This is a genomic window from Polaribacter sp. 20A6 (assembly GCF_011378915.1).
GTDB classification, from domain to species: Bacteria; Bacteroidota; Bacteroidia; order Flavobacteriales; family Flavobacteriaceae; genus Polaribacter; species Polaribacter sejongensis.
The window spans coordinates 311,969-329,552 of record NZ_WTPZ01000002.1 but is presented as its reverse complement, the minus strand read 5'-3'; the positions used below and the strand labels follow the sequence as shown (position 1 = coordinate 329,552).

General features: G+C 29.3%; 21 protein-coding genes. 7 read left to right on the top strand and 14 right to left on the bottom strand.

Annotated features, from left to right (window positions below):
• The first annotated feature begins 37 nt into the window (after positions 1-37).
• The 4 genes from GQS57_RS05245 (at position 38) to GQS57_RS05230 (ending at position 3,922) form a co-directional block, all read left to right on the top strand.
• Entirely contained in the window at positions 38-958 is a 921-nt protein-coding gene (locus GQS57_RS05245; protein ID WP_165731528.1) for a hypothetical protein, read from the top strand.
• Between the two features lie 205 nt (positions 959-1,163).
• Positions 1,164-1,916, top strand: a complete 753-nt coding sequence (locus GQS57_RS05240; RefSeq protein ID WP_165731527.1) for an SDR family NAD(P)-dependent oxidoreductase — start codon at positions 1,164-1,166, stop codon at positions 1,914-1,916.
• Position 1,917: 1 nt separating this feature from the next.
• Complete coding sequence (locus GQS57_RS05235; protein ID WP_165731526.1) at positions 1,918-2,781, top strand: aldo/keto reductase family oxidoreductase; 864 nt, start codon at positions 1,918-1,920, stop codon at positions 2,779-2,781.
• 1 nt (position 2,782) lies between these two features.
• A complete protein-coding gene (locus GQS57_RS05230; protein ID WP_165731525.1) occupies positions 2,783-3,922 on the top strand; it encodes an ATP-binding protein in 1,140 nt (379 codons plus the stop codon).
• A 605-nt stretch (positions 3,923-4,527) separates the two neighbouring features.
• Here the strand turns inward: GQS57_RS05230 and GQS57_RS05225 are convergent.
• From GQS57_RS05225 to GQS57_RS05160, 14 genes are all read right to left on the bottom strand, one after another.
• Entirely contained in the window at positions 4,528-5,718 is a 1,191-nt protein-coding gene (locus GQS57_RS05225) for a DUF1501 domain-containing protein (protein ID WP_165731524.1), read from the bottom strand.
• 12 nt (positions 5,719-5,730) lie between these two features.
• Positions 5,731-7,104, bottom strand: a complete 1,374-nt coding sequence (locus GQS57_RS05220; RefSeq protein WP_165731523.1) for a DUF1800 family protein — start codon at positions 7,102-7,104, stop codon at positions 5,731-5,733.
• A gap of 153 nt (positions 7,105-7,257) precedes the next feature.
• On the bottom strand, positions 7,258-8,106 hold the full coding sequence (locus GQS57_RS05215) for an SDR family oxidoreductase (RefSeq protein ID WP_165731522.1): 849 nt from the start codon (positions 8,104-8,106) through the stop codon (positions 7,258-7,260).
• 99 nt (positions 8,107-8,205) lie between these two features.
• Positions 8,206-8,871 carry an aspartate/glutamate racemase family protein gene (locus GQS57_RS05210; protein ID WP_165731521.1) on the bottom strand — a complete coding sequence of 222 codons (666 nt, stop codon included), beginning with the start codon at positions 8,869-8,871 and terminating at the stop codon, positions 8,206-8,208.
• A gap of 2 nt (positions 8,872-8,873) precedes the next feature.
• The gene (gene egtD, locus GQS57_RS05205) at positions 8,874-9,875 is read right to left on the bottom strand and encodes an L-histidine N(alpha)-methyltransferase (protein ID WP_205860212.1); all 1,002 of its coding nucleotides are present in this window, start codon (positions 9,873-9,875) and stop codon (positions 8,874-8,876) included.
• Between the two features lie 4 nt (positions 9,876-9,879).
• A complete protein-coding gene (gene egtB, locus GQS57_RS05200; protein ID WP_165731520.1) occupies positions 9,880-11,028 on the bottom strand; it encodes an ergothioneine biosynthesis protein EgtB in 1,149 nt (382 codons plus the stop codon).
• Between the two features lie 16 nt (positions 11,029-11,044).
• Positions 11,045-11,176, bottom strand: a complete 132-nt coding sequence (locus tag GQS57_RS19200) for a hypothetical protein (RefSeq protein ID WP_368855182.1) — start codon at positions 11,174-11,176, stop codon at positions 11,045-11,047.
• A 27-nt stretch (positions 11,177-11,203) separates the two neighbouring features.
• The gene (locus tag GQS57_RS05190) at positions 11,204-11,830 is read right to left on the bottom strand and encodes a ferric reductase (RefSeq protein WP_165731519.1); all 627 of its coding nucleotides are present in this window, start codon (positions 11,828-11,830) and stop codon (positions 11,204-11,206) included.
• Positions 11,830-12,210: a nuclear transport factor 2 family protein gene (locus GQS57_RS05185; RefSeq protein WP_165731518.1), complete on the bottom strand. Its 381-nt coding sequence runs from the start codon at positions 12,208-12,210 to the stop codon at positions 11,830-11,832. The genes GQS57_RS05190 and GQS57_RS05185 overlap by 1 nt, the downstream gene beginning before the upstream one ends.
• 4 nt (positions 12,211-12,214) lie before the next feature.
• The gene (locus tag GQS57_RS05180; protein WP_165731517.1) at positions 12,215-12,412 is read right to left on the bottom strand and encodes a hypothetical protein; all 198 of its coding nucleotides are present in this window, start codon (positions 12,410-12,412) and stop codon (positions 12,215-12,217) included.
• A 93-nt stretch (positions 12,413-12,505) separates the two neighbouring features.
• Positions 12,506-13,135 (bottom strand): O-methyltransferase, encoded by a 630-nt coding sequence (locus GQS57_RS05175; protein WP_165731516.1) that lies wholly within the window; start codon positions 13,133-13,135, stop codon positions 12,506-12,508.
• 203 nt (positions 13,136-13,338) lie between these two features.
• Positions 13,339-13,788, bottom strand: coding sequence for a hypothetical protein (locus GQS57_RS05170; RefSeq protein WP_165731515.1), 450 nt, complete (start codon positions 13,786-13,788; stop codon positions 13,339-13,341).
• 90 nt (positions 13,789-13,878) lie between these two features.
• On the bottom strand, positions 13,879-14,748 hold the full coding sequence (locus GQS57_RS05165; RefSeq protein ID WP_165731514.1) for an AraC family transcriptional regulator: 870 nt from the start codon (positions 14,746-14,748) through the stop codon (positions 13,879-13,881).
• A 194-nt stretch (positions 14,749-14,942) separates the two neighbouring features.
• A complete protein-coding gene (locus GQS57_RS05160; protein WP_165731513.1) occupies positions 14,943-15,257 on the bottom strand; it encodes a hypothetical protein in 315 nt (104 codons plus the stop codon).
• Between the two features lie 132 nt (positions 15,258-15,389).
• On the opposite strand from GQS57_RS05160, the gene GQS57_RS05155 reads away from it, so the two are divergent.
• From GQS57_RS05155 to GQS57_RS05145, 3 genes are read left to right on the top strand one after another with little or no spacing between them, the layout of a single operon-like run.
• Positions 15,390-15,932, top strand: a complete 543-nt coding sequence (locus GQS57_RS05155; protein WP_165731512.1) for an RNA polymerase sigma factor — start codon at positions 15,390-15,392, stop codon at positions 15,930-15,932.
• Positions 15,922-16,446 carry a hypothetical protein gene (locus GQS57_RS05150; protein WP_165731511.1) on the top strand — a complete coding sequence of 175 codons (525 nt, stop codon included), beginning with the start codon at positions 15,922-15,924 and terminating at the stop codon, positions 16,444-16,446. The genes GQS57_RS05155 and GQS57_RS05150 overlap by 11 nt, the downstream gene beginning before the upstream one ends.
• Positions 16,427-17,557 carry a hypothetical protein gene (locus tag GQS57_RS05145; RefSeq protein ID WP_165731510.1) on the top strand — a complete coding sequence of 377 codons (1,131 nt, stop codon included), beginning with the start codon at positions 16,427-16,429 and terminating at the stop codon, positions 17,555-17,557. Before GQS57_RS05150 ends, GQS57_RS05145 begins: the two co-directional genes overlap by 20 nt.
• Positions 17,558-17,584: the final 27 nt, after the last annotated feature.

Genomic DNA, 17,584 nt, shown 5'->3' with positions numbered 1-17,584 from the left:
TTGAAATTACGTAAGCATAACAGTAAAATTCAAGCTTATGAAATCAATAAAACTACTTATAACAATAATCATTACCGGAACACTATTAAGTTCTTGTTCTACAGTTGACGATAATTACCAAGTTTCTTTAGAGCAAGTAGTCACAGATTATGATTTATGGTATGTAGATTATCACAGAACAACAGGAAGTGGAGACATCCCTTATGTTTCTAGAGCATTTACTTTATCATTTGTAAATGGAATTTTATACGCAAACAATAATATTGTAGATATTGGAAGAACCGGAAATGGTTTTGGAATTGTTGTTGGAACATACAATACGTATAATGGGGAATTGGAAACAGATCATGATATAGACGGTGCAAACGACTTTGAAGTTACTGTACTTTCTAACAATGAAATAAAATTATATAATTACAGACAGAATGTTACCTATTACTTAATTGGGTATCAGGTAAGTCAATTTGACTATGATAAATTATTTTACGAAAACATAGAATACTTTTTGCAAGAATATATTGCTTGGGAAAAAATAAGTACAAAAGGAGGCTTAACAAATGCCTTTGATAATGAAAATTATTTAGCATTTACACCCAAAAATATAACAACATTTTATAGTTCTCAAGAAGGAGTTGGCACAAAAGTTGATTATAGTATTTGGGATTACGTTGGTGCATATGAAATCTTTGATATCAATGGATTTGAAGACATAAAGGATTTAACATTATATTATGACAACGGAGATACAGAAGAGTTTAAGTTGGACGTTATTAATGATAGAACGATAGCACTTTATAATTATGAATCAGGAAAAACTTACGAGTTTTCTGGAATAGGTTATTTAGAATTTAAGAAAAGTGAAAATTCTAAAACAAGTGCAAAAGATATTGTAAGGAATGATGGTAGAAAACGTACTAAGGTAATAAGAGAAACAAAAGAAAGAAGAAATTTAAAATAAAGTTTGGTTAGTTGATTTTTGATTGGAGTAGTTACCAATTGAAAGATAAACCGTCCTGTGGAGGACGGTTTTTTCTTTGTTTATAATTTGATAAAAATTAAACCCTAAAACTCTGACTATCAAAATATGTTTTCTTAATTTTATAGAACAATTTTACGGATTGAATTAGATTACTGCTACCGCAGGAATAATAGAAAAAAGACAAATGAAACAAACAGCATTTATAACCGGAGCTACTTCTGGAATTGGAAAAGCAACAGCAGAAATTTTCGCAAAAAATAACATCCGTTTAATTCTTTGCGGAAGAAGAGCAGAACGATTATCAGCACTTAAAGAAACTTTAAGTAAACTTACAGAAGTAACCACTTTACAATTTGATATTTCTAAAAGAGAAGAAGTTGCAACAGCCATAAATTCATTACCCGAAAACTTTAAACAAATTGATATTTTAATAAATAATGCAGGGAATGCACATGGTTTGTCTAGCATACAAGATGGCGATATAGATGATTGGGATGCTATGTTAGATATTAACGTAAAAGGCTTGTTATACGTTTCCAAAGCTATCATTCCGCAGATGACAAAAAGAAACAATGGTTTTATTGTAAATATTGGCTCTATAGCCGCAAAAGATGTCTATCCTAACGGAAATGTGTATTGTGCTTCTAAACACGCTGTAGATGCTTTAAATAAGGCAATGAGAATCGATTTAAATAAACATAACATTCGTGTGTCTGCAATTCATCCTGGAGCGGTAGAAACTGAGTTTTCAGATGTTCGTTTTAAAGGTGATATAGAAAAGGCAAAATCTGTGTATGCTGGTTATAAAGCTTTACAAGCGGATGATATTGCAGATATTATTTATTTTGTAATTTCTAGACCGTATCATGTTAATATAGAAGATTTAGTAGTGTACCCAACAGCGCAAGCAACACCAACAATTTTAAATAGAGATTAAAATGCCAAAATCAGAAATTATAATTGGGTGTATGTCTTGGGGGAAATGGGGAAAACAATTTTCTACTAAAAAACAAATTGAGATGATTCAATTCTGCGTAGAAAACGGTAATGCAACATTCGATCATGCAGATATTTATGGGGATTATTCTACAGAGGCTGAATTTGGAAAAGCGTTTGTAGAAACTGGCATTCCGCGTGAAGAAATTCAGTTAATATCTAAATGTGGTATCCAACTTGTTGGAGAAGCAAGAGATAATACATTAAAACATTATAATTATTCGAAAGAATATATTATTTGGAGTGTAGAATCTACTTTAAAAAACTTAAAAACAGATTATCTTGATACTTTTTTACTGCACAGACCAAGTCCGCTTATGCAACCTGACGAAATTGCAGAAGCCATTACAGCATTGCAAGAAAGTGGAAAAATAATCAATTTTGGAGTTTCAAACTTTACGCCTTCTCAAGTTGATTTAATTGCTGATAAAATTCCTGTTTCTGTAAATCAAATAGAATTTTCTTTAACACATCATAATGCAATGCAAAATGGCAATTTAGATCAAATGCTACAAAAAAGTATGCAGCCAATGTGTTGGAGTCCTTTAGGAAGTGTTTTTAGAAAAAAAACAGCACAAACAGAAAGAGTAAAAGCAGTTTTAAAAACATTAGTAGCAAAATACATGGTTTCTGAAGATGTGTTATTATTAGCATGGATTTTAAAACATCCTTCAAAAATATCTCCTGTGATTGGAACCACAAATAAAGAACGAATTTTAAACGCAAATAAAGCTTTAGAAATTAATTTAGAGCTACAAGATTGGTTTCTACTTTTAGAAGCTAGCCAAGGAGAAGAAATGCCATAAAATGATAAACAAAAGACTTTTAATCAAAAACCTACTTTCTCACAACGATGAGAATAGTTTTTATGATAAGAAGCAAAAATTATCATTAAGTGCAAAAGATGGAAAAGCAAAGTTTTTAAAACATATTTGTGCACTTTCTAATTCCAATCCAGAAAATAATTCTTACATCGTTATTGGTGTTGAAGATGAAGAAAACAAAATTATTGGTGTCGATTTTTATGATGATAGCAAGATTCAGAATTTGGTAAATGCTTATTTAAAAAATCCTCCAAAAATTGAATATGAAAATGTTCCTTTTCCTAGCTTACAGCGTCATAAAGTTATTGGTTTGGTTACCATTCATCCGAATAATAAGATTACATCACTTTTAAAAAACACTTGGAAATATAGAAAAGGAACTACTTTTTATAGAAGAGGAAGTAACTCTATACCTTCTTCCGGAAATTTTGAATTGCGAAATACCAACAAAGATATTGTTGAGGCAATAGAGAAAAATGCACGTAACAATATAGAACTAACCTTAGATGGTGTTTTCGATTTCATCAACAATCATAAATCAGCCTACAACCCACAATATAAAGTTTTTAATGAGCAATTTGTGCTGTGTTGGGCAGGAGAAAAAAAGCTTATAAACGATGAAGTTTATTTTTCTAGAGTAGATATCGAATTAATTAACGAGCAAGTAAAGTTGTTTTTTTCGGCTTTAGATGATGTACAAATTAGTTATAATCAGCACTCTTTTATTATCACCGAGTACATCTATTTAGGATTAGAAAAGCAGGAAGAATTGTATCCTTTAGAGAAAACAATTATCCATTTTAAAGAAAACGGGCAGCATGACATTGTAAAAGAATTCTTGTTTGTTCCTCCAAAATTTGATGTAAACATTATACATCACATTTACAATGATTGCAATGCTATTGTAAAAAAAATTGAAAACAACATCCCTCTTTCTGTAATTGAAGATGCGGATGTGTTACGTTTACCTACCAATTATTTAATCTGTTATTTACACGGTTATATAGACGTCTCTAAACAGTTAAAGAAGGTAAAAACCTACCTAAAAGATTTAAAAGATAAAACAACGTATATAAAGTATAAGGAAGCTATGCGTGTAATTAGAAAAGTGCAGTATCATTAAATAAAAAGAGGTCGTCTAAAAAAGTGTTTTTATGTCAGTAAGACAACGTTTAATACTTTTAAGACAACCTCTTCTTGCAAAGGGATATTAAAATTTATAGGCTACTTTCTGGACTTCCGCTTCTTCATTTTTTTATCTTCTAATTTCTTTAAAATTTTCTCTTGTTTTTTCTCGTTTAATTCTGCTTTTGTGAGCTTTTTTCTCAATACAGCCATGATATTATTATTTTAAATTTATATATAAGAAAAACAGTATCGTAAACTCTAAATGGAAACATTATTACATATGCGAGTAAAGCCATTCAATTTGTTATTTTGAATATCTTCTATAAGAAATAATGAAATAGAGTTGTGTAGGCACACTCGAAATGCCTAATTAAGACACAAAGATAATTTTACGTTTTCTATACATTGCAAAAGAAAAAGAAGCACAAACAAAGCCATGGACGAGCGTCTCATAAAAGCTTTGTAGATATTTTCTTTTTATTGATTTCATTGCAGTATTAAAATAAAATATTGATTAATTATCAAAGATAACTTTAAGATTTCGACTTTCCAAATTTACATGCATCGTTTAATTAAAACGTATTCTGGATATGAGAAATATTAAACAAAATTCAATTTAGAAAATGATTTATTTAAAATAGCCACATCATCTACTTGTAACCATTTGTCTAAAATTGTTGCGTAAATCTCTCTAAAATCTATTTCATATTTAAGGTTTCCGTTTTTATCTAAATCGCCTAAATTAGGTAAGTTATTATACAAACCTTGTTGCTTTAAGTTTTTACCCATCACAAAAACATTGTTAGCTGTTCCGTGATCTGTCCCTTTAGATTCGTTTTGTTTTACACGTCTTCCAAATTCTGAAAACGTAAGAATTAACACATCCTCAAAAGTGTTGTTTTTTTGTAAATCATTTATAAACACTTCCATACTTTCTGCATACACTTTTAATAATCTTTCTTGTGTACCTGCTTGGTTTGCATGTGTATCAAAACCACTTAAACCTGCATAATATACTTGTGTTTCCAATCCAGAGTTTATAAACTGAGAAATAGTATTCAACTGTTTTCCAAAGATATTTTTAGGAAATTCTGCAGACGTACTTTTTGTATTACTTTTTTCGTAAATGTGTTTTGCAGATGATTTTGCATCAATCATGGTGTTGTACAAATAGCCTAAGTTATGTTCGCTTAAATGGGCATCATCATAATTGGTTACCACATTGTTAAAAAACGGAGCTCGCATAGAATTGTAAAACATTTTTGGGTCCGTAATTGCCAATCCGTTTTGTGTATTTCCTTTCATCATTAAAGACAAACTTTCATCAACTTCAATGGCAGCATATGGATTTCCTTTGGTGTAATCTAAATAACGACCTACCCAACCATTTTGTAAATATTCATTACTATCACTAGCCGTTTGCCAAATATCTGTAGATCTAAAATGTGATAAATTAGGGTTCGGATACCCAACATTATTTATAATACTTACAAAACCTTTGTTATACAAATCTTCTAATGGTTTTAGACTTTTATGAAGTCCAACTTCATCCGAAATTTTAAATACATCGTTTTGTTTTATGGCGATGTTATTTCTTTGTTGATAATAAATATCGTTATTAAAAGGAATCACCGTATTTAAGCCATCATTACCCCCTTTTAACTGAATAATTACTACTTTTTTATGGCTAAATGTTTTCACAGGAAGCTGTTCAAAAGCCTTTAAAAATTGAGGCACAAAAAACATTCCTGAAGCAAAAGTTGTCTGTTTTAAAAAATCTCTACGTTTCATGTGGTTAATAATTTAGCAAAGTTGATATTCAGGTAAACTCATTAATTGCACAACAAAATCTCTTTTGGAAAGTTGCTGATTTCTTTCTAACATTTCTTCAGTTCCACTATTTATTTTCGATGTAATTATTTGATGTACCAATTCCTTATTAGATTCCTTTTTATAATTTTCTTCAAAAGAACTCCAATCTGCAGAAACTTTTATAAAGGCTTTTCTTCGTAGTTTTCTTTTCTTAAAATCGGTAATCATGGTTTCTTCATCACCAATTTCTGAATACGCAATTTCGGCATTGTTTAACAAAACAGAAGGCAAACGCAAACGGGTAACAATGGTATTGCTGTCAATCCAGTTTCTACCAGTTTTCCAACCAGCCACATTTGGCGGACTCAATAAAATTTGCCCTAATAAACGTTGCAGTAATAAAACTTGTCTCGGTTTTTCTATTTTATAAGGTACAATGGTGTTTATTCCTACCAAAAATTCAATAGGCGATTTTATTTTGGTTCCAATATTTTCATCAGCATAAAACCAATTAGAAAGCAATACAAAGCGCATTAAATTTTCTATGCTGTAATCTTTATAAAACACCTCTACCATTTCATTTACATGCTTTTCATTAATGTTTTCATTGACAAAATAGCTGTAAATTTTTTCTGATATAAAACGTGCACATTGTTTTTTTTCTAGAATGATATCTATAATATCATCACCCTGAAAATTACCAGATTTTCCGAAAAACAACTTTTCACCACCATCATGTTGTCCTTCCTTAAACACAAAATGTCCTTTATAATTATGATTATATCCTGTAAAAGACCTTGCAGATTCTTTTATATCTTGTTCTGTATAATTATCCTGTCCTAAGGTAAAAAGCTCCATTAATTCGCGCGCAAAATTCTCATTCGGACTTTTTTTCTTGTTCTGTTTGTTGTTTAAATAGTTAAGCATTGCCGCTTCTTTAGAAACTGCTTTTGTGAAATCTTTAAAATTCCCTAAAGCATTTTTTCGCAACATATTATTGTAGCTCTGTACATATAATATGTTTTTATTTTCACATACAAAATGATTTGCCCAAAACAAGGTCATTTTTTCACGTAAAATTTCTGATGGATTATTTAACCTTTCAAACCAAGCTGTAGAAAGTTCTTGTACTTTTTTTCTACTAATTTTTTGAAGTTCTCTACGTTTGTTTTTATCCTTGACATCTTTAAAAGAAATACCTTTTAAAAAAGAAGTATCTACCGATAAAATAGTTGTGTTCTTTGAAGAAGTAAATAATTCGTTAACTACGTTTTTTTTACTTTTCTTAGATAAACGAGCCAATTCTTTTGGTGTAATACCAAAACCAACTCTGTTATATAAATGCTGTATATGTGTTGATTTCATAAACCTTAGACTATAAAAATTAAAGATAGTTTAATTTAAAGTATATAATTCTAAGGATATGAAAAATAAGTTCTTACAAATATGTTATTCTAGGTTTTGCGCTATAATTTGAAGTTTGAATTGTAGCATCTTCAAGTAAAAATTTGAGCTTTTTTACATCCCTTTAAACACTTTCATCATTTCTAAAGGAGATTGATGCAATCTACCAGTCGCTTTTTCAAAATCTGAAGGAACCTCATTTGCACCTTCTTTTACGCCTTCATAAATTCCGGCAATTACAGTTCCTATAAAATCGCCCAATGCTGCTTTTCGTTCGGTAGCATAGGCATCAAAAGAAACAGAATTATAGACTAAATTGGTATCATAAACCTGGTTTATTAAAGATGCTAATTCACTTTGGGTAATTGCTTCTCCAACTAAATTGTAGGTATTACCATTCTGTTTTTCTTCTAAAAGTATTTTTGAATACGCAAAACCTAATTCTTCTCTGCTTGTATACATACATTTACCTTCACCTGCACAATTTCTAATTTCGCCTTCTTTTACATAAGTATCAATATATTCTAAATCCGGTTCAATATAAATACCGTTTCTTCCAATAACCCAATCCAAACCAGAATTGATAACATCTTTTTCCGTTTGTCTGTTTGTTTGCACAATTGGACTAAATGCATTGTTTTCTTCTGCACCCACAATACTTGTATACACTATTTTTTGAACGCCGTTACTTTTAGCTGCTTCAATTACATTTCTATGTTGTATAATTCTTTTCTGCGGATCATCCATTCCAGAAACTAAAAGAACTGCATCTACTCCTTGCAATGCTTTTTCAAAATCTTCTCGATTGTTATAATCTCCTTTTCTAATCTCTACATCTAAATAGGCTGCTTTTTCTGGTGTACGAGCAATTCCTATTACATTTTCTTTTCCTATCGCTTTAATTAAGTGTTTTACAATGGATGCTCCTAATTTTCCGCTTGCTGATGTTACTGCTATTTTCATAATATCTTTTTAATCCGTTTTATTTTAGACTACAAATATCCGAATGTTACTTATTAATCGATAGATACATCTTCGACTAAAAATGGTAAAAGTTAGCTTTTATAAAATGTTTTTTACCGCTGCTGCTATTTGAAGTTCCGCCATATCTATAATATTTCTTTGGTCTGTAGGTTTTAGTATTGACAACTCTGTACAACCAAGAACCACAGGATAATTTTCACTGTATTTTTTAATCAATTGATGGTATTTATTGATGATTTCGTTAGTTTCCGTTGTATTATAAATATGTTTTCTAACCTCATCTATAAACACCATATCTTCTGAACTTGGAAGTAGGACTTCAATAGAATTTAAGGCTAAATAAGAACGGATATAACTGGATTTCATGGAATGTAAAGAACCCAAAAGCACGACTTTTTTAGCCTCAATTTCTTTTATTTTTAAAACTGATAAAGGCAACGGATGTAAGATGTTTTTCTGAAGTTCTAACCGATCTATCGTTTCATGCAATGTAATATTCGGAATTAATATTTCTGCAACGTCTAAGGCTTCAATTTGATCTAAATAGCTTTGTAAAATAGCATCTAATTGCACTGAAGTATTTGGTAAAAGCGGATTTACGGTATCAAAATCTGTATTTAATAAAAAAAACGGACAAGTACTATACCCTCCGTTTTTGGCATTATACACCTTATTTAGTTGCTCTAAATAGTATAAAGTAGATCTGCTTCCTAATCCTAGTATGGCAAGTTGCGTTTTACTCATTTTTAATTTCTAGTTAAAATATAATCTGCAAAATAGGCTTTGCTATCCATAATTTTAGTGTCGATACTAAAATCTGTATTCGCTATAATTTGTTGAATCAATTCATCATTATATTTTCTGGATATTTCCGTGTGAATTTTTTCACCTTTGGTAAAACTAAAAGATATATCGATAGATTTAATGGTTACAGTTTGATTTTCTGTACTTACAATATAACTCTTTGCAATGCCTTCTGTTTCGTCATATTCTGGCAGATGTTTAAATTGATTAAGGTTAAAATCACCACCCAACTCATTGTTGATTCTATTTAATAAATTCAAATTAAATGCCGCAGTTATTCCTTTGCTGTCATCATAAGCCGGAATCACAATTTCTTTCGATTTTATCAAATCTACGCCTAATAACAATTTATCACCCGGATTTAAATTTGCGCCTAGTTTATAGATGAATTTTGCAGCCTGTTCATCGGTCATATTCCCGATATTAGAACCCAAAAACAAGATAACTTTTGGCTGTTTGCTCTTTTTTAAGGAATCTAAGACTTCAAAATAATCTCCTTGTTGCGTTTTTACAGACAAGTTTGGTATTTCAGTATTTAAATCCTGTTTCAACTGACCTAAAGCATTCGAAGAAATATCAATAGGAAAATATTCAAAATTGTAATGTTGCGCAGTTAAACTTTTTAATAATTCTTTTGTTTTTAATCCATCTCCTGCACCTAACTCTATCAATTCAAAATAAGAATCGACTTTCATCTTAAAACTATCTATTAAATCTTTTGTTTTATTTTTGAATATATCTAGTTCGCTACGTGTTAAATAATACTCAGGCAAATTCATTATTTCTACAAAAAGTGCATCGCCTTTTTTATCATAAAAATACTTTGAAGAAAGCGTTTTTGGATTGCTCAGAAGTCCTTTTTCAATATCGTTTCTAAATGTTTCATTGATTTCCAAACTGCTTGTACTCCTTTTTTTATCTTTGTTCTTAACGATTTCAATCATATTATTATTTTGCTAGTCTAATTCCTGTAAATTGCCATCTTTCGGTAGGGTTAAAAAAGTTACGATACGTTGGTCTGCTATGATTTAGAGAAGTTGCTACCGAAGCTCCTCTCAACACCATTTTGTTGCTCATAAATTTTCCGTTGTATTCTCCAACCGCTCCATTTTCTTTTTTAAATTTTGGGTAAGGCAAGTAGGCACTATTTGTCCATTCCCATCGTTTTCCCCAATCTAATTGTTTGGCTGCAATTTCCCATTCAAATTCGGTTGGTAGTCGCATTCCTTTCCATTCTGCAAAAGCATTGGCTTCGTAATAATTAATATGACTCAAAATAGCAGCTGTATCTACTTTTTGTAAACCTGCAAGCGTGTAAGAATGCCATTCTCCATCAATTTTATGCCAATATAAAGGGGAATTAATTTTGTTTTTATTTACCCAAGACCAACCTTCATCTAACCAAAGATTAAAATCTGTATAGCCACCAGATTCAATAAATTCTATAAAATCCCCATTGGTTACCAAATGATTATCAATTTCAAAATCGTCTAGATATACTTTATGAACTCCCAATTCATTATCATAACAAAAGTCTGTTCCTTGATGTCCTATTTCGTAAATTCCGGCAGGTATTTGTATGCTTTTTGTTGCAGTATTTTTATCTTTAACAAGATTGTAATCCGCATTAAAAACCGGAAAAGTAGGATTGTGACCAAACATATATTTCACATCAGTCACTAATAATTCTTGGTGTTGTTGTTCGTGGTTTAACCCCAAAGTAACCAAATCAATTATTTTTTCATCTGAAAGATCCTTTAAAAAAGCAATCATCTTAGCATCTACATACGCACGGTATTCATAGATTTCATTGGTACTTGGTCGAGACATATTACCTCTGTTTGCTTGTAATATTCTAGTGCCAACATTGTTGTAATAACTATTAAACAGAAAGTTGAAATCTGCATTAAATTCGGTGTAATCCGCTACGTATTCTTTTAAAATAAAGGTTTCAAAAAACCAAGTAGTATGCGCCAAATGCCATTTAGCAGGACTTGCAAATTGTACTACTTGAATAGCATAATCTTCTATATTAAGGTGATTGCAAAAAGTGGTAGTTTGCAATCTTACTTGTTTGTATTTTTCTGCTAATCTCATTTAGGTTTTTATAGCTTTATTCCAATCCTTTTTTATCAGGATTCCAAAATGGTTTTGTTTTAATTTGTTTGGTACTCCAGTTTAGTTCATTTCTAAAATGGTGGTTTAATGCCACATAAACTCTACTGTCTCCTGCAATATAAACAATTTTATTTTCTTTTAATTTAGGTGTAATTTAAGATTTTAGTCTTTTTCGGTTTCTTCTTTCGATGAATTTATTTTTGATAAAAGGAATTCTTATCATAAAACCGATACCAACAACTATTGCATAAATAAGCCATGTTTTGTCTAAAATAGCCACGTGTAATAAGCTTAAGAAAATAGCCGCATACGCATAACTTTGTAGTTTTTTCCAGTTCGATTTTAGGTACTTCATCGACTTTCTGTTAGAAGTAAAAAACAACGGAATTAAAATTAAAATAGCCACAAAACCAGCTACATAATTAACTTGTGTAAAGGTTTCTAAAAAACCTTCTGCCCAAATAAAAATAATAAAATGCAGAAAACTCCAAATAGCTGTTGCAATTCCCATTGCCTGACGAACAAAAAGATTCATTACACCAAAAATGATAAAAACCGGAGTTAATGTTAAAACAGCCGTCATCCAACGGATGGCAAACTCACCTGAAACATGATACAACATTTCTAAAGTTGTTTTTCCGTCAGCTCCTTTGCCTTCTATTAACGAAAGAGAAAATCCGTTAGACAGATCTACATCAAACATATTGATAATAACAAGCATTGGTAATAGCGCTAGAATAGCAACAATTACCCAACCGTAATTCTTTTTTATTGCTTTCATTATTTGTACATGGTATTATTGTTCAAAGCTTCTTTTGGAACTTGTTGAATGCTGTCCCAGTGTTCTATAATTTTACCGTTTTTATCAAACCTAAAAAAATCCATGGTCACATAATTATCGTTGTCTGGCCATTCTTGATAGGTATGTAAGGCAACCAAATCTCCTTCGGATATTGCTCTTACAAACTCAATCGTTTTTACCGGAAACTCCTTTTCCATTCTATCAAAATAATCAATAAACGCCTGTGGTCCATCTCCTACCATTGGGTTATGCTGAATATATTTTTCACCTACATATAACGCAACAGCTTTTGTAGGGTTTCCTTCATAAGCCATTTTGTAAAAAGCAATTGCATTCTTTTTATTTTGCTCTATATTCATGGTATTATAGATTTGCTTTTAAAACATCTAATTCTTTTTCTAAAGTTTCTGCTTTTAGCTTAAATTTCTCCATCGCTTTTTTCAACTGACCTATTTTTTTGAAGGCTTCATCATCTTGTACTGCCGCATAAATAGTATTTCCTTCTTTTACTTTTATTTTTGAATTGCTGCCACATGTTGGGCAAATTGCTATTTGACTCATATTATTTGTTTTATAATTTACAAAGGTCTTATTATCTTCTTATTATAAAAGGTAAATCTAGGGTCCTTTATGGTAAATGTGAGAAATGTGTTGTTATTTATTTATTGATATTAAGACTACTTTCCCTCCAAATTTAGATTCTAATTCATATTTATCGGTTTCAGCAATTACTTTTAAAAACGCTTTAGATGCTGCCATATTTGCATTATCAACATAAATAATTGATTGCTTATGAAAGTTAGGTGCAAGCATATTGAATAATGGTAAATACAAATCCTTCCAACCATCTAAAAATAATAAATCGATTGCTTCATCATGTCCTTTTAAGGTTTCCATTGCATTACCAATTCTTACATCTACAAGGTTTAAAACACCTGCGTTTTTAAAATTATCGGTGGCTCTTTTTGCTTTAGATTCAATTAATTCGGTTGTAATAATTTTACCCTTCGTTTCTAGTATTCCTTGTGCTAAGAAAAGGGTAGAAATACCGAAAGATGTGCCGAATTCAACAATATTTTTTAAGTTGTTTTCTTTAATAAGTGCTACTAATTCTGTTCCTTGTTCTTTTGATATGGACAAATAAACATCTTTAAAATCCATAGGTTGAATTGATCTAAAAGCACTTTTTGCCAAACCTTTCATTATTTTAAAATGATCGTTCTTTGAGTCATTAAATAATTGATTTAGTATCACATTTATTTTATTCGATTGTTCAATTATCATAGGTTTATTTGTTTAGTACTGCAAATTTGATAATATTCCATACAATTGTTTTTATCAAAAGAAGCCTAAAAATGGTAAATATGAACCCCTAAGAAATTAAACGGAATTCTATAACGCAAAAAAAATCTGATAAACACCATAAGGAATTTATCAGATTAGATATATATATTGATAAGAAGTAATACCAAATGAATTTTAAAAACTTATTCGGGTCTTTTTAAATGATCTATAATACCACTTGTAAACACCGTTCTTAAAGTTCTTTCTGGTTTGTTTTGATAACCAACTATAATAGAACTGTGCATTAGCATTTTATCAAAATCAAAAACAATGGTTAAATAGTCTTTTAAACCTATTTCGTGCCAATTCACTAAATACATATCGTTTCCAAGTTTTGTTGATCTGTATGGAATGTCTTCGTTTCCGTTTCCTTTATTTGGTCCTGCAACCCATTGGTATTTTGCTTTTCCATCTTTAAATTCCATGTGCAATCCAGCACCATTTTGATATTGAAAATTAAAAGAATAACCGTCTAAAAGGTGCTCTGCTTGTCCAAACTGGAAGTTGTTTTCTGCTTTTGGTTCATTTTGAGAAAAACCAAGTCCTACTGTAAATAGTGCAAGACATACTAAAGTAATTAATTTTGCTTTCATCTTTGTTGCGTTTTAAATTTAATACAAAGTTGCTTTAAAACTCTTTTATGAGAAAGGTAAATGTTCCGATAATAATGGTAAATATAGGAATTAAATAAACTGCTGACTTTTAAATTCTTTCGGGCTTACCTTCATTTTCTTTTTAAAAAACTTCGTAAAATTAGTAACCTCATCAAAGCCAGTATCAAATGCAATTTCTTTTAAACTTTTGTTGGTACTCATCATATCTCGCTTTATTTCTAAGATAACATAATCGTCAATAAAATTTTTAGACGTGTTTAAAGTAAATTCTTTTACGGCACTATTTAAAGTTTTGGTAGTAATAAATAATAAATTGGCGTAGTCTTTTACATTTCTAGTTTTTGTAAAATTAGTCTCTACCAAACTTTTAAACTGATCAAAAGTGTAAAACTGTTTCGACTTGTTTTTTGGAATATAATTATCAGGAGATTTACGTTCTAACTTTAATAAATACAAATCTAGAAACGCCGCCATAATATTACGATGCGCAAAGCTATTCTCTAGTGCAATTTCCGATTGCAGCTGATGTATTAGAATCTCATTGTCTATTTTATTTTTAAAAACAGGAGAAGACAAATGGTAATTGTATAAATTAGAAATTAAATTAATAGAAGATTTAGAGAAATAATTCATCAGAAACTCTTCTGTAAAAATTATTAAAAAACCTTGGTACGTTGCATTTCTTTGAAAGGAATGCACTTGCCCTTTCTCTATTTTAAGAACTGTACCTTCTTCAACCTTATAATCCTTTAAATCTATTTGATGAGTGCCAGTTCCCTTTGTAACAATTAGCAACGCAAAAAATGCAATTCTATGTGGTTGCCTTGGTTCATGATCTTCAATGCTATCTAACCTTTCAAATAAATCTGATAAGTTTAAAAGCTCAAAAATGCTTTTACGATCTTTTCCTTGAAAGGCTATGTTTGGAATGTTTTTCAAGATATCAATTTATTTTTTTTGATTAAAAGTAGTATTCGTTCTGTAAACAATAATAGACAATATAATTATCTTTTTTTACTCTTTATTGATAAACGATCCAACTCTTCTAGAGAGATTTCAAAACCAATACTATTATATAAAAGTTGTATATGCGCTAATTTCACGCTCTTTAAACTTAAGAAACTAAAGATAGTTTAATTTGAGATTAAGTAAAGAACCCAAAAAATAAATAATATAGCAATAACTCCCATAATTAAATTTACAATTTGTTCTTTTTGAATTTGTGCTTTAACTCGCTTCCGAATTTTAAGTTTTTCTGATTCAGTTAGTTTTTTAAAAGACTTATTCTGAGTTGTTTTTCCAGGTTTTAACCTTTCCATTTCATCTCTATAAATGGATTTTATTTTATCAAAAGGAACTTTATTTTTTCTAGTAAAAACGGAAGTTTTATTACCAAATCCAATATAACCAACACCTGGACTCATTCTTCTTCTGTTTTCTCTTTTCATTTTATACCAGTTACTTGGTCATAATTAATCTAAACGTATTAAATTCGAGGTTAACATAATTTTAGAAAAAATAGAAAAACTGAAACTATTATATTTCTTTATCGTTTTTAATAATAGAACTAACCAAATTGAATGTCTAAAGAACTAAATCTTTTAATTAAAAACAGTAAAAGAGGAAATCAAAAAGCTCAAATAAAGCTTTACGACTTGTTTTCTGAAGCAATGTTTTTTATATCCTATAGATATCTAAAAAATGAAGAAGAAGCAAAAGATGCGATGCAAGATGCTTTTCTGAAAGCTTTTTTAAGTTTAGACACTTTTAAAGAAGACACCAGTTTTGGTTCTTGGTTAAAAAGAATTGTTATTAATACTTGTATTGATACATTAAAAAAGAAAAATATAGAAACAGTTTCATTAGAAAATTATCCTTTAGAAATTTTAGATGATACGGATTGGAATTTTGATATAAAAATTAATAAAGAAGAAATACTAAAAGCTATTGAAAAATTAACAATCAAATATCAACTTGTGGTTAAATTATATCTAATTGAAGGGTATGATCATTCCGAAATTTCTAAGATTCTAGAAATTCCAGAAAAAACTTCTCGTACACATTTAAGAAGAGGAAAATTGGCTTTGAGAAACCTTTTAAAAGTGAAAGAATATGGAACATGATATAAGAGATTTATTTAAAAATAAAGAGCAACTCATAAAAGAGTTACCAAAAGGTCATCGTACAGATTTTATAAAAAAATTAGATGATGCAAAAAAAAATAGAACTAAAAAAATTGGTTATTCTGTATTAAAAATTGCAGCATCAATTTTATTAATTGTTTGCTGCGGCTATTTTTATCAGAACACTTTTTCTACACCCATAAAAACTGCATTTGAAATTCAACTTGAAGGAATAGAAAATGAATACTTAAAAAATATAGATAAAGAATGGAACAGTTTTATTGAGGTAACAAATGACACCATTTTAATAAGAAAGTATCAAGAAAAAATAAAAGAATCTGATATTGATTATAAAAAAATAACTACACAATTAAAAGAGTCTCCAAACAACATAAATGTTTTAGAATCTTTAATAGATAATCTGCAAAGACGTTTGCAACTAATCAGAGATATTAAAGATCATATTAATGAGTTAAATCAAAAAAACACAAGCAATGAAACCATATATATATAGTATTTTATTTCTAATAAGCATCAATTTTTCTTTTTCACAAACAAAAGAATTGGTATTAAAAGAAAGTTACGAAATTAATGAAAACACTCTATTAGAGATTGATATTGATAACGCATCAATTGTATTTGAAGAGTCTAATGATAATAAAGTTCATCTTGATTATTCGATTCTTTTTAATAAAGATTCAGAAGAAATTCAATATAAAGTTTTTAAAGGTATAAAAGCAAAATCTTCAAAAACTAATAACAAAATAAAATTAGTTGTAAAAAACTCAATGTACCTAGGAGAGTTATATTCTCTAGATGTTGATATGAATACATACAAAGAACATATTAGAGGTTTTTTTTCAAATAAAAGGAAAAATGAACTTTCCTATAAGTCAAAAGATTCAATATTAAAAGAAATCGATTTTAGTTTAGGTTCAGATACTGACGATTTTTTTAAGAAACTAAAATTAAAAAACCCAAATAAAAACTACGGAAAATCACCACGAAAATTTAAACAATATTTTATAATTAAGCTTCCAAAAAGTATGAAAATTAAAGTTAAAGCATTGCATTCTAGAATAAATTTCACTTATAATGTTGATGCAAATCTTGATGTAAGTTCATTCAAAACTTATTATAAATTTAAAAGCATAAAAAATAAGAATAATACATTTCAATTGATGAGTGGTATTTTTCAAGCAGAAGAAGTATCTGGCGGAAATTATACATTAAAAGATATTCACAAAGTAAGAATTGGTTCTATATCTAATGCAATATTAAAAACTGAAACATCTAAAATTCAAATAGGAGAATTAGGAAAGAAAGTTTCATTTAAAGATTTTAACAGCAAGCTTCAACTCTATAACTTTGAGGGAAATTTTACTGATTTTAATTTGATTGGTGACTATACTGACTTAAATTTATATAATGTTAAGGAAAGTAATTATTCAATGACTATAAATGGTTTTAATACCGTTTTAAATATGAATGACAATAAAGCTACTTTTGGAGATTCTAAAGAAAAGAAAATTACAAAAATTCTTGAAAAGAAACCAAAAGAAAACATTATTTCAAATGGAAATATTGAAATTGAGTTAAAAAATGGAATCATAAATATTAAATAAAAAAAAATCCAATTCTCATAAAATTTT